The 13,026-nt window shown below is 48.3% G+C and carries 10 protein-coding genes; 8 read left to right on the forward strand and 2 right to left on the reverse strand.

Annotated elements, in window-relative coordinates:
- The first annotated feature begins 18 nt into the window (after window positions 1–18).
- The 4 genes from MIC7113_RS07905 (at window position 19) to sds (ending at window position 6,293) form a co-directional block, all read left to right on the forward strand.
- Entirely contained in the window at window positions 19–1,461 is a 1,443-nt protein-coding gene (locus tag MIC7113_RS07905) for a cation:proton antiporter (protein ID WP_226883671.1), read from the forward strand.
- 358 nt (window positions 1,462–1,819) lie between these two features.
- Entirely contained in the window at window positions 1,820–3,298 is a 1,479-nt protein-coding gene (locus MIC7113_RS07915; RefSeq protein WP_015181652.1) for an N-acetylmuramoyl-L-alanine amidase, read from the forward strand.
- Between the two features lie 159 nt (window positions 3,299–3,457).
- Window positions 3,458–4,270: a glutamate racemase gene (gene murI, locus MIC7113_RS07920; protein ID WP_051055859.1), complete on the forward strand. Its 813-nt coding sequence runs from the start codon at window positions 3,458–3,460 to the stop codon at window positions 4,268–4,270.
- A gap of 1,051 nt (window positions 4,271–5,321) precedes the next feature.
- Window positions 5,322–6,293 (forward strand): solanesyl diphosphate synthase, encoded by a 972-nt coding sequence (gene sds / locus MIC7113_RS07930; protein ID WP_015181655.1) that lies wholly within the window; start codon window positions 5,322–5,324, stop codon window positions 6,291–6,293.
- 515 nt (window positions 6,294–6,808) lie between these two features.
- Here sds and MIC7113_RS07935 read toward each other — a convergent pair.
- The gene (locus MIC7113_RS07935) at window positions 6,809–7,306 is read right to left on the reverse strand and encodes a hypothetical protein (protein ID WP_015181656.1); all 498 of its coding nucleotides are present in this window, start codon (window positions 7,304–7,306) and stop codon (window positions 6,809–6,811) included.
- 79 nt (window positions 7,307–7,385) lie between these two features.
- On the opposite strand from MIC7113_RS07935, the gene hetZ reads away from it, so the two are divergent.
- From hetZ to MIC7113_RS07950, 4 genes are read left to right on the forward strand one after another with little or no spacing between them, the layout of a single operon-like run.
- Window positions 7,386–8,558: a heterocyst differentiation protein HetZ gene (gene hetZ / locus MIC7113_RS07940; RefSeq protein WP_015181657.1), complete on the forward strand. Its 1,173-nt coding sequence runs from the start codon at window positions 7,386–7,388 to the stop codon at window positions 8,556–8,558.
- 4 nt (window positions 8,559–8,562) lie between these two features.
- Complete coding sequence (locus tag MIC7113_RS07945; protein WP_226883601.1) at window positions 8,563–9,696, forward strand: hypothetical protein; 1,134 nt, start codon at window positions 8,563–8,565, stop codon at window positions 9,694–9,696.
- Between the two features lie 40 nt (window positions 9,697–9,736).
- Complete coding sequence (locus tag MIC7113_RS38590; RefSeq protein WP_256374800.1) at window positions 9,737–9,868, forward strand: hypothetical protein; 132 nt, start codon at window positions 9,737–9,739, stop codon at window positions 9,866–9,868.
- Window positions 9,869–9,892: 24 nt separating this feature from the next.
- Entirely contained in the window at window positions 9,893–12,217 is a 2,325-nt protein-coding gene (locus MIC7113_RS07950) for a transglutaminase TgpA family protein (RefSeq protein ID WP_015181659.1), read from the forward strand.
- A gap of 106 nt (window positions 12,218–12,323) precedes the next feature.
- On the opposite strand, the gene MIC7113_RS07955 is transcribed toward MIC7113_RS07950, so the two are convergent.
- A complete protein-coding gene (locus MIC7113_RS07955; RefSeq protein WP_015181660.1) occupies window positions 12,324–12,608 on the reverse strand; it encodes a DUF1830 domain-containing protein in 285 nt (94 codons plus the stop codon).
- Between the last annotated feature and the right edge of the window lie 418 nt (window positions 12,609–13,026).

A 13,026-nucleotide genomic window follows, 5' to 3' on the forward strand; every position in this document is an offset into this window, starting at 1 on the left:
GGGACTCACTCTCTGCTGATGGCAGAGGCAACTCCCAAGGAATCAGCAAGCGAATCACTGATCTTTGCCGGAGTACTCCTGAGTTTGGTCGTGATCTACTTTGCCAGCAAACTGGGCGGTGAGATTTGCGCTCGACTTAACTTACCACCCGTATTAGGGGAACTTGTCGGCGGTGTAGCCGTAGGAGTCTCTGCTCTCCATCTGTTAGTGTTCCCAGAAGGTAGTGCAGATGTCAGCAACTCTTTACTGGTAAGCTTTCTGCAAACAACGGCGGGTTTGAGTCCAGAAGCAGCCGTTTCCGTCTTTCAAGCTCAGAGCGAGGTAATCTCGATCTTGGCAGAATTAGGGGTCGTGATTCTATTGTTTGAAATTGGACTAGAGTCTGACCTAAAAGAACTCATCCGCGTTGGTCCGCAAGCGGCTGTTGTCGCCATTATTGGGGTCGTAGTGCCCTTTGCTGCTGGTACGGCTGGATTAATTTATTTATTTCATATTCCCCCTGTCCCGGCGATTTTTGCGGGTGCGGCTTTGACCGCCACCAGTATTGGAATTACGGCAAAAGTGCTAGCAGAAATCGGTCGTCTTAGTTCTCCAGAAGGTCAAATTATCATTGGTGCAGCCGTTCTGGATGACGTACTCGGAATTATCGTCTTGGCGGTTGTTGCGAGTCTGGCGAAGACGGGTGAAATCGAGATTGGCAACGTCATCTATCTGATTGTTAGTGCGGCTGTTTTCTTGGTTGGGGCTATTTTGTTAGGTCGTTTCTTAAGCCCCTATTTCGTTGCCTTAGTCAATGAAATGAAAACTCGCGGTCAGCTATTACTGACGGCACTCATTTTTGCCTTTATCCTGTCCTACATTGGCGCTGTTATTCACTTAGAAGCGATTTTGGGAGCCTTTGCGGCGGGACTTGTTCTAGCAGAAACCGATAAGCGTCGGGAGTTAGAAGAACAGGTGATTCCCGTTGCCGATATGCTTGTCCCGATTTTCTTTGTTGTCGTCGGGGCAAAAACGGATCTGGGTGTTCTCAATCCCACCGTTCCTGCTAATCGGGAAGGCTTGATTTTGGCGGCTTTCCTGATTGTAGTCGCGATTCTGGGTAAGGTAGTTACGGGTCTGTTTGTATTCGGTCAACCTGGAATCAACCGCCTAGCCATTGGTGTTGGGATGATTCCTAGAGGCGAAGTGGGACTGGTTTTTTTGGGTGTAGGCTCGGCTAGTGGTGTCCTATCACCCGCGATGGAGGCTGCGATTATCATGATGGTCATTTTGACAACTTTTGTCGCCCCTCCCTTCCTGCGATTTGTGTTTCAGGAATCCGACTTGGAGACTACAGCTTCAGAAATACCAGTCTTAGACGGGGCAAGCACAGAATCGGTGGCTGTAAAACCAGCCGTCAACCAACAGCAAGAGTCATTCGAGGATGTTGAAACGATTGAGGAGCAAAAGAAAGGTTCGTGAAAACTGACTGTCATGGATTAATCTTTTCAACATTGATCGTCTTTGTACACAACCCAATCTATATTTTTGATTGGGACAATTCTGTGTATACTGTTTTTCCTGAAACTTAAGTTTGCTAGCCTACGTCCCTTGAAGTTGACTGTCTTGAGCAGACAGATGCCCATTGATATGCATTGAAGAGTGCGGCCAAACGCTGGAGTCAGAGTTGGCACAAACGTGTAGTCAAAACTCATGAAGATGTCTTGACAAACGGAAAAAAACGTGAATTAAGCTTTCACATCCGCAACTCCCTTGATTTTGGTGAATCACCCAACCCCTGTTTCGATGCAACACCGCGCTTTAACGAGGAGCAATAATTGTGAAATTTCGCTGGCTACTAGTACTTCCCAGCTTTTTAATAGTTTTTCTTCTTTCATCTGCCGCCCAAGCGCGTCAACTTCTACAGTGGCGTTTTGATAACAATCAGAACCGATTGGTGTTTATCACCGACAGTGGGGTTCAACCCAAAGCGTTACTGATGACCAATCCAACACGGGTAGTCATTGACTTGCCTGGGATTGATTTGGGACGCCCAACCGCAAATCAACGGGTGAGTGGGGCGATTCGAGAAGTTCGCGTGGGACAACTGGACAACAATACAACTCGGATCGTAATTGAATTAGCGCCCGGTTACACCTTAGATCCGAAGGCCGTGAAATTCCGAGGGCTTTCGCCACGAGAGTGGACGGTTCAATTACCGACACCTGAACGGATCGGGCCATCCCCTAATCAACCCCGCGAAAATACGCCTCCCAGGAATCAATCCTCCCAGGTGCCACCCTTGCTGGGAACACCCAATCGACCGATTTCTACCTCTGATGCGGGTAAAGTCGCGACAATTGAGTCCGTTGAACTGGCTAACAACCAGACTCAACTTTTAATTCGGGCTGACCAACCGGTGAGGGCGATTAGTACTTGGGATGCGATCGCCAAAGCTTATCGTATTACAATTCCCTCGGCTCGATTGGCTCAACGAGTCAGGGGGCCACAACTTGATGCCAGGAGTCCTCTGTCGCGGGTACTACTCAGGCAGCAAGATGCCCGCACGGTTGTGCTTTTGGTGCAACCGGCTGGGGATGCCCAGATTGGGGAACTCAATCAACTCAATAACGAGCTTTTGGCGCTGCAAATCAAGCCCTCCCAACCCGAAACGTCGCCCATCAGCAGTATTCCTGTGCCACTGCCGGAGAGGAATACGCCAGCGCCACCCCCTGCCATCAATAATCCACCGGTGTCATCTCCCCGCGTACCCAAGGGGCGCGTTGTGGTCATGGTCGATCCGGGACACGGCGGCAAAGACCCAGGTGCGATCGGCATTGGTGGATTGCGAGAAAAAGATGTTATCCTGCCGATCGCCCAACAAGTGGCCTCGCTTTTGGAGCAACAAGGTATCCAAGCCGTGATGACGCGAACGTCGGATTACTTTGTGGATCTGGCACCACGAGTCACCATGGCTGAACGAGCAAATGCCGACTTATTTGTCAGTATCCATGCTAATGCCATCAGTCTGAACCGCTCCGATGTGAGTGGCTTAGAGACGTATTATTACTCAAGCGGTCAGCGTCTAGCTCAGACCATCCACAACAGCATTTTGCAGAGTCTTGATGTTAAAGACCGAGGTGTCCGGCGGGCGAGATTTTACGTACTCAGAAAGAGTTCTATGCCCTCGGTTTTAGTAGAAGTGGGTTTTGTCACGGGAAGAGAAGATGCTGCCAAACTGTCTAACTCAGCTTACCGCAGCCAGATGGCACAAGCGATCGCTCGTGGTATTCTCCAGTACATTCAGCAAAATAGTTAAACATCTTTCTCCTAACAAACATCGGTGATCAACTTTTCCACCTCTTCCCTCAATCACTCTCACGGGCAAAATCCCTCTGACTCGGACACACCTGACTTTCCGCCAAAGGAAACCGATAGTCCTGCTTATCCAGCCCAGGAAGAACCGCAGCAGCGTCGTATCGGTGTTTTCGACAGCGGGGTCGGTGGTCTCACCGTTTTGAGAGAACTCTACCGACAACTCCCAAACGAATCGATCCTGTACTTTGCTGACACAGCGCGACTACCCTATGGCACAAGGTCGCGCCATGAAATTGTTCAGTTCGGTTTTGAGATCTTGAGCTGGATGGTGCAACAGGACGTCAAAATGGTTGTCCTGGCCTGTAATACAAGTGATGCTCTAGCGTTGGAAACCTTACGACGCGAGTTTAATTTACCGATTTTGGGGTTAATTTTACCGGGTGCTCGTGCGGCGGTTCAACAAGGTCGGCGCATTGGGGTGATTGCCACCCCAGCAACGGCTTCTAGCAATGCTTATCGGCGTGCCATATCCGAGATTGAAGCGACAGCACAAGTCTGGCAAGTTGGGTGTCCGGAGTTTGTGCCGTTAGTCGAGCAAAACCGCCTCCACGACCCCTATACGGCTGAGGTGGCGCGGCAGTACCTAGACCCTTTACTACAGCAGCGAATCGATACCCTGATTTATGGCTGTACTCATTATCCGCTTCTGGCTCCCGTCTTACGGACAATCCTACCTCCCACCGTCCAACTCATTGACCCTGCTGTACACGTCGTGGCGGCAGCGGCACAAGAACTGGACATCCTGGGACTGAGGAATAATCGAGCACCACTGCCGACTAGCTTTTGTGTGAGTGGCTGTCCTCAACAGTTCGCCAAACTCTCCGTACAATGGCTAGGCTGCACTCCAGTGGCTGAAAAAGTATCTTTGCCAACCGTATCTCCCCCGGTGGCTCCGCTAGAATCAGTCGAGTGATCGCAGATCTAACTCATCGGAAATCTTCTTCCATGGGTAGGGGTGGTGAGCAAAGAAGCACAAAAAAACGCCCACAAGGGGCGGTGTGTTACTTTTTAGAGAATAAAAAATTAATCTTGAATTATAGGAGAGAGAGACTAAGAACCCGAAAAAAATCTGATTTTAGTTTCTCTCCCAATGCGGAGCCAGTTAAGATAGAGTGCCGGCCTTTTGTACGTTTGATGATGGCGCGACAGGAGGTGCTAACTCCTCGGAGGCTAATGAAGCTACACGGCTCATCTGAAATGACCATCCTTCAACCTCATCAGTCTCAGGGGTCTGATCTGTTGAGACAAAAGGAGCGTAAGCGTCTGTCAAAGAGTTGTCCACGTAATGCGAATTCTTGATTGTCCGCTGCGCTAGAGTCAATAGCAAATAAATTGTTAATAGGTAACCAGTCGCCAGAAGAGGAATAATCACAGGCATATCCATATAAATCATAGTGTGGACAAGAGGGAGGGAAAGGAAAATTCAATACAAGTTCTTCCAACAGCATTCCCAATCCTTATGGACTCAAGACACGGTTGGCATACAAATACTTAGGGAGACAGAGCATTGTTCCCTCCAACTTCACCGTTGGTTCTCGTAACTCAAGTTCTGAACAAAATGCTCAAACTCGGCTCGGAATCTCGGCCCAGGAGAAGTTTATTATTATTATTTATGTCTGACAGACAACGATCCCCAGTGATGCCACGGGGGAGTCATCCAGAAACATCAGGTACTCTGTCTACTGAATGCGTATTACACCATCGGTATAGGGGAATACACTCCTCTATCACCTTGGAATCAATAAATGTATTAATTTTTTGAAACCCTTACTATTTAGATTAACACAACAATCCTGGCGAGTTACACTAATTTTTTCAGGGACTTAATATGTCGATACAAACCCTGGTATTACGCTTGGGCACAGCTATTAATCCAACAAAACTTCCCTGTAGGGGACGCTTCGCCTAAAATTAAAAAAAGAAATTGTAAACTTTCGTAACCTAATCTCTGAGTCGGCTGATCCATGACCTCAGTAACTTCCCTTTTCGCCCCTGTAGAAGCAGACCTGTGTCTGCTGACCGAGAACTTAAAGAACCTGGTAGGTGCCCGTCACCCCATACTCTATGCCGCAGCCGAACACTTATTCGGGGCACAGGGAAAGCGAGTTAGACCGGCAATCGTGTTTTTAATTTCGCGAGCCACCATGCTCGACTCCGACATTACCCCGCGTCATCGTCGTCTAGCAGAAATCACAGAAATGATTCACACGGCGAGTCTGGTTCATGACGATGTCGTCGATGAGGCAGAGGTACGTCGCAACGTTCCCACCGTCCATAGCTTGTTCAACAACCGTGTGGCTGTACTCGCTGGGGATTTCTTGTTCGGTCAAGCCGCTTGGTACCTGGCTAATCTTGGCAATTTAGAAGTCGTCAAACTGCTGTCAGAAGTGATTAAAGACATGGCAGAAGGCGAAATTCAACAAGGGCTGACTCGATTTGATACCACCCTGACGATGGAAGCCTACCTGGAGAAAACTTATCGTAAAACAGCTTCACTTCTGGCTAATAGTGCCAAAGCCGCTGGGCTACTGAGTGGTGTCTCGGCGGAGGTGGCAGACAACTTGTATCTCTATGGATATCATTTTGGGTTAGCCTTCCAAATTATCGATGATATATTGGACTTCACTGGTTCGACGGAAGCATTAGGCAAACCGGCGGGATCGGATTTAATTAGTGGCAATCTTACCGCACCTGTTTTATATGCCTTGGAAGAAAAACCCTATCTAGAGGTACTCATTGAGCGAGAATTTGCCCAACCGGATGATATTCCTCAAGCCCTCGCTTTGGTTAAAGAGAGTGAAGGTATCGAACGTTCCCGCGCTTTAGCTGCACACCACGCTCAAATCGCTGTAGAAAGCTTGGCGGTTCTTAATCCCTCAACATCGGCTCAAACGCTGATTGATTTAGCGGATTATGTCCTGAGTCGTTTGTACTAAGTAAAGCGAATCATTCGCAACCGCGATTCATTCAGTTCCGACTTGTTTGATCTCCTTATCCGTCCTAACCATGAACAGTTCATTATCGTTTCTTTACATAATATTGACAATGCCAAAGAATAATAAGTACCTTTACAGGGATTGCTTAATTTTTCAGGAGTCAATCCCGGTTTTGTGACAAAACTTAAGGATTACATAGCCAGTTGTGTGAGTATCGAGTCAGAATAACAGTAGGTAAGTACACACGCCATTTCCAAGAGTGCCAGGAGATGATCGCCCGTGGAAGCGTACAGTCAATCTCACTCGTAGCGCCTCGCGGCTCATTATCGATGGCTAACTTCTAGAATGGATCAAAGTCACAAAACCAGGGTTCAATCTGCCGCTACGAAGCTCTTAGGATGGAGAGGGAGTAATCCTTGCTAGACGCCCTCCGCGTTGGGATAAGGACTAGAACCATCTACCCATCAAGAGAAAGGTTGAATCTACCATCTTTATTAACCGTTGGCAAGAGGTAGTCAAGCTATATCTGGAGGAAGGTTGCTAGGATATGACCTAGGTACGGACTGGCTGTGTTGCAGTTGCGTTTGAATTAAAGTTTGTAGCTCATCTCGACGTACCTCTGTCCCAGCAGCTAGATTACCGGGTGTATCGAAGAAAACTATACTTGTAACGGCGTCTAGCGCCAACATCTGGAACAGAATGTGAGTGACAGGTACAGCCGCAGCGAGGATTTCAGGGTCAGAAACCGACTGAAAATCAGCAGCATCTTTGAGAGTCCCAAAAGCATAAATAACATTTTTTTGGATCTCAGGTTGAGCGCGATTACTCAGTGTAGTGAGAAGCCAACTTTCGTCGAGAGTTTGGAGAATGTGATACTCCGAATGTTGTAGCTGGGTGGCAACGAGTTTGAGTACGGGTGCGATCGCTTCCATAATCTTGGGCGTCGTCCCGTCTTGTGGTGCATTATCAATCAGAACTTGAATTTGTAGGTCTAAATTCATGAGAACTGTCATCAATGGTGCTGCTATCTTGAGTCTAAACCCAGATCAAAACAGTCGAGCGTGCGGAAAGTGTTAGGGTCTTTGTTAACAAATGAAAATCATGAGGGAAGTCTGCCAGGGCGTGGAGGCAATTTTTCAACTGCTGTATAACGAATTCCGGCAGTCTGTTCGTGCTTCCGATCAGAATTGCCGCGACGTGGCAGCACGTTTAGCCGATGAAGTCAGTCGAATCTGTAACGAAAGCAGTCGAATACAGACTTCAGGAGATGTTGAGAGTTGGGCGCATACCCTGGCAACCCATCGCCTCAAGCAAGTATTAAGTTACTACAAACTGGGGTCACAACGGGGACGAATTGAGCTTCAGAGTACTCTGAGTGCGATCGTCTACCGCTACATTACACCCCCTCATGCACCAGCCAGCTACCAGGCGCGGCTGACCTTAATCGAAGATTTCTTACAAGGATTTTACGTAGAAGCCTTGAATGCCTTTCGGCGGGAGAACTTGATTGATGCCAGTTATCGTCCGCGAAGTCTTTTGGAGTTGGCGGAATACATGGCCTTTACCGAGCGTTATGGGAAGCGGCGTATTCCCTTACCCGGTCGTCGGTCTCAGCAATTAATCATTTTGCGAGCGCAAACGTTTTCCCAACAGCAACCGCCGGAAACGTCGGTTGATATGGATACCGCCGCTGAAGGCGCAACGCCAGAGTCCGACACGAACTGGAACGATGCAGCGATCCAGCAAGTAAGGGAGATGATGGTCGCCTCCGAACCCGAACCCCTAGAAGCGAACCTGCGGGATACGGTGATTGAGGAATTACTCGCCTATTTAGAAGAACGTCAGCAACATGATTGTGCCGAATACTTTGTATTACGCCTGCAAGACCTCCCCACGAGCGAAATAGAGGAGTTTTTAGGCTTAACCCCTCGACAGAGGGATTATTTGCAGCAACGCTTTAAGTACCATCTCATTCGGTTTGCTCTATCTCACCGATGGGAACTGGTACATCAGTGGCTAGAAGCCGATCTAGAGCGGAATCTGGGACTGACGCCCTGGGAGTGGCAACGGTTTCAGACTAAGATGAACGCGACTCAGAAAGAATTACTCGATCTCAAGCAGCAAAGTTGCTCAACAAATGAAATTGCCCAAGCCTTAGGTTGTACGGTTACCCAGGTCGAAAAGCGTTGGTTTAAATTACTCGAACTTGCCTGGGATATTCGCAATAGTTCAGTATCCGGATCTGGTGCATCTCAAGATGAATAGTGACATGTATAACAACTCGGACACCTTATATAGCCGTTTAATTACCTGGCTACTAGAAGAGTCCGTTCCCGCTGCTTCACCCCCGGCAGAGGGTCAGGCAGACCATGCTGTCTCTCCTACGGAACCCAAAGCAGCGGATTTTGAATTGGAGCCAATAGACCCAGTTGATTTAGAAGAGTTGAACATTGCATCTTTTAACACCAACGAAGCGGATCAATACCGCGCATGGGCAAGTTCGGACCCGATCCTTGCTCGTGAGGACGATGTACCGGGCGGTTCAAGCCGCCCTTACGACTTGGGAGAAATGCCGACCGTGCAAAACCGTTTCCAGGCAATATTAAAACGCCGACTACAAGCTGAAATCGAACGTCATCCCCCCTTATTTCCGTGGGAGACGGAACTTTCTGACTATGAATCCAATACTTCTGACGCTGTAGAAGATACTTGGGTTCCTCCCGTTCGCTTGTGGATGCCTCAGTTATTTAACCTGACTCTACCAGTTACCCTACCAGAAAATGTTTTAGCACAACTCTTAGATGCCTGTTCTGAGGCTGTGTATTCCCGACGGCAGCTTGGTGCCAAACTGGTTCATGCGGTGGAAAGTTTATTCCCCGACCAATTCCAGGCACTCAACCATTTCGCTGGAATGGTGCTGCTGTCTCCAGCCTTTGGGGGTACCAGTGTTAGAGGCTCTCGCAGCGAAAGTTCCTTTAATACAAGCGCCAACGAACAACTGCTATCCTTGCCGAGCAGTTACGAGGCGGCGTCGAATGAACAAAAGATGACGCTGGCACTATTGGCGGCTAAAGAGATTATCAGCGCTCTAACGGTGCCGATTTCTCAGAATCTAACCCCTGTAGAGCGGCAGTGGCAGACCTCTGTGGGTGTTGTAACGGTTCAGGCCGAATATGAGATGCAAGAGGGAGTGCCGAAGCTCCGCGTCACTGCTCGCTTGCCTCGCGGTGGCACCTTGACCCTGCGGACTCCTCAGGCATCAGCCAGTGCACAGCGTATCTATCCAGGCTACGTGAGTGTGGAATCCTTTGATTTGCAAGCGAACCAGACCTATCCGTTAGAAATTCGTTTTCATGATTCGGAACAAACACCCTTAATTTTTGCCATCTGCCCGACAATGTAAGTTAAAAACCCTTTAGGCTAGCATATTGGAAACCTGGTATGTGTCAGTTGTCAGTTCTCACGACTGGCGACTGACGGCTGATACCATTTGGGATTTTGGAGGCAAGGATTTTGACAAGCTGGCGATTCGGCAGCTTCAGAAATTCAAGCCAGTCTCAACCTCAATGGTATGACCACTGACCACTGACTAATTTGCTATGTCTAATTTCTCTGGAATGCGGCAAGTCCGTCGTCTACCCCTTTTCGGTCAGTTGTGGCGGCGTATTGAAGCTATGCCGACTCCTGAGACAGAAAACTCCATTAGACTGCGGGTGCTGGTGCAGGCGCTGGTGATCGTTGGGATTATTGCTACAGATCTGGCGGCAGAAACGCAGATTAGCCTGTGGGCCGTACCGCTGAGTCTGCTTGGGGCAACCTGGAGTTGGTACCGCCGTCGAGAGCGCAACATCACCGTCAAGTTCGTGCTGGCGATTGGGATGTTGCTGGCAATGGGGGTGTTTTTTGCGCGGCTGTTTGGTCAGCTCAATGATACTCGCTTGGTACTGGCAGAGTTATTAATTCAGCTACAAGTCCTGCACAGCTTTGACCTGCCTCGCCGCAAAGATTTAGGGTATTCGATGGTGATTGGGCTGATTCTGTTAGGTGTAGCGGGTACCCTGAGTCAAACTTTAGCCTTTGCCCCACTGTTGTGCCTATTTTTAGCGATCGCACTTCCCACCCTCATCCTTGATTATCAGTCGCGCTTGGGGCTATTGCGAACCCCAAAACGCCGAACCGCCTCACCTGTGATCCCAAATGCCTCACCCCTCTCACTTCGACAGCTGGGTGTATTTCTCCTGGCAATCCTGGGCTTGGGACTGATGATTTTTGCCCTAATGCCGCGCTTTCCAGGCTATCAACTCCAAACATTTCCTGTGAGTGCACCGGGAAATTTTGCTGACCAGAATTTTGACGAGAATCGACAAGGTGGCATTATCAATCCCGGTTATGTGCGCGAAGGCAGCCAAGGCAATGGCGAGAGTGGGCAAGGGGGAAGCGGCGACTCTGGGGAGATGGATGATACCTTTTACTATGGCTTTAACAGCAAAATGAACCAAAACCTCCGGGGTACACTCAAGCCTAAGGTCGTATTACGGGTACGTTCTCAGGCACCGGGGTTTTGGCGGGTACTCGCCTTTGACCGTTATACAGGTCAGGGATGGGAAATCTCTCGTGACGACAAAGTGGTTAGGGTTGATCGACCGGAGTGGTCGTATCGATTTTTCCTGCCGATCCCCTTTGCCGCCGAGCGAACCGAACAGGTGGTGCAAAGTTACACTGTAGTCTCAGACTTGCCGAATCTGCTTCCCGCTCTGGCTTATCCGCAGCAACTTTACTTCCCGTCACGGGAAATTGAGGTAGACCCGGAAGGGAGTTTGAGAGCGCCTGGTAGTTTAACAGAGGGACTCACCTACACGGTGATTTCGCAAGTGCCGTATCGCGATCGCTCTCGGTTGCAACAGGCAACGAGTAACTATCCCACGTCGGTTAAAAAATACTATTTGGATGTTCCCCCCGAAATTGCTGATAAAGTCCGACAACAAACTGAAGCTCTGTTAGCCACCTCACCCAAGCCCATCACTTCCCCTTATGAGAAAGCACTGTATTTAGCTCAGGCACTTAAACAGCGCTACTCACTCCCCACAGACCCCTTTAATTTACCCACATTCGAGGAAAAGGAAGACTTGGTGGAAGCCTTCCTGTTCAAGTACAAAGGAGGGTACCCAGACCACTTTTCTACCGTGCTGACTATGATGTTGCGCTCCATTGGCATTCCAGCGCGACTTGTCGTTGGGTTTGGTACGGGTGAGTTCAATCCTTTCACGGGTTTTTATATTGTTAAAAACACTGATGCCTATGCGATGACCGAAGTGTATTTTCCACAACATGGCTGGTTTGCTTTTGACCCGATTCCCGGTCACGAACTGATTCCCCAAAGTGTTGAGGAGACTGAAACATTTGGAGTTTTACGCCAGTTTTGGCAATGGATAGCGGGTTGGTTGCCCACCCCAGTGAAGAGTTATTTGGGCGAGATTTGGAGTTGGCTAATTGGTGGGATAGGCCGAATTATTGGTTGGGTGTGGGGGATTATCTCTAAAGGTTGGGTTGGCTTTTTCATCGGTTTAATTTTAGCGATCGCCCTTGCTTTTTTGGGTTGGTTGAGTTGGAGTCAATGGCGAACTTGGCGCTATCGTCGATGGCTAGCGGGTTTGCCTCCGATGGAAAATCTCTATCAGCAAATGCTGAAGCTTTTAAGTACTAACGGCTACACCAAGCACCCAGCACAGACACCATTAGAATATGCTAGAGGATCGCGTCAACACCATGCCCCTTCCTCTGCTGATGTGATTGATGAAATCTCCCAAGCTTATGTGAGCTGGCGTTATGGCAACCAAACACCAAATCTTAAACACCTGCGACAGCGATTGCGTGATTTAATCAAGAGTACTCAGCAACTGAAGATTACTAATAGGGGGAAATAAACCCAAGTCAATGGGGGATGGGTGATGCAACAGCCGTAAGAACCATTATTTTTTGACCAAGATGTATTGAATAGGGAGTGGATTGCAGTATTCAATCCAGTTGAGTTTATGACTTAATGAGCTGATTTAATGTTACCGTTTCAGTCACACTCAACTGAAGGCAAGGAACAACAACGCTTAGGGTCTGATTGGACTGAATTTCTAGTTGAGCTTCTGGCACGGCTTCAAACATCAGACGCTCACCCGGAAAAATGACTCGCTCCAAATGCAAACCAGGAATATTTTTAAGCCGAATAATCTCAATGTGACGGGTGATATTGGTATAAGAGCAGAGAAAGCGAGCGGAAGAATTAATATTGATAGATTTTCCTGAGGAAGTAATTGTTTGCATCAGTATTATCAATGGGAGTGAAGAAAAGCCTGAGAGCCTGACCCGAAAAGTAGCTAGCCGTTCCGGTGTAAAGAGGTCAAGCACCATTTCTTTTGGCTATCGCCACCTTTGCAGAACTCCCAGGTAATTGCTCTTGCGAATTGCAGCTAATCTGAAGCATATCGATTATGAGCGCCGCGTGACTTCTGCCTAAGGAACAAGGTTCTTGTTAAGTTTTTATGTATCGGAGTACACACAAACCCGAATACAGTTTGAGATATTAACCATGACTTTTGATCTAACCATACTTATTTTTAAAAAACGATATTTCCTGATTAAAAGCTATAGCCTGAGAAGGTTGATATAACTATAAATTTGTAGGTGATAAAAAGAAAGCGAAATCGATGATTCCTGAAACTCCAGGCATTTTCTTAATCAA

Origin of the sequence: Allocoleopsis franciscana PCC 7113, assembly GCF_000317515.1 — a bacterium.
In the GTDB taxonomy this organism is placed as follows: domain Bacteria; phylum Cyanobacteriota; class Cyanobacteriia; order Cyanobacteriales; family Coleofasciculaceae; genus Allocoleopsis; species Allocoleopsis franciscana.

What these genes read in the sequence shown, in the direction of transcription:
- MIC7113_RS07905 (WP_226883671.1), top strand. Translation starts at nt 19, where the DNA reads ATGGCAGAGGCAACTCCCAAGGAATCAGCAAGCGAATCACTGATCTTT.
- sds (WP_015181655.1), top strand. Translation starts at nt 5,322, where the DNA reads ATGACCTCAGTAACTTCCCTTTTCGCCCCTGTAGAAGCAGACCTGTGT.
- MIC7113_RS07935 (WP_015181656.1), bottom strand. Translation starts at nt 7,306, where the DNA reads ATGACAGTTCTCATGAATTTAGACCTACAAATTCAAGTTCTGATTGAT.
- hetZ (WP_015181657.1), top strand. Translation starts at nt 7,386, where the DNA reads ATGAAAATCATGAGGGAAGTCTGCCAGGGCGTGGAGGCAATTTTTCAA.
- MIC7113_RS07945 (WP_226883601.1), top strand. Translation starts at nt 8,563, where the DNA reads ATGTATAACAACTCGGACACCTTATATAGCCGTTTAATTACCTGGCTA.
- MIC7113_RS07950 (WP_015181659.1), top strand. Translation starts at nt 9,893, where the DNA reads ATGTCTAATTTCTCTGGAATGCGGCAAGTCCGTCGTCTACCCCTTTTC.
- MIC7113_RS07955 (WP_015181660.1), bottom strand. Translation starts at nt 12,608, where the DNA reads ATGCAAACAATTACTTCCTCAGGAAAATCTATCAATATTAATTCTTCC.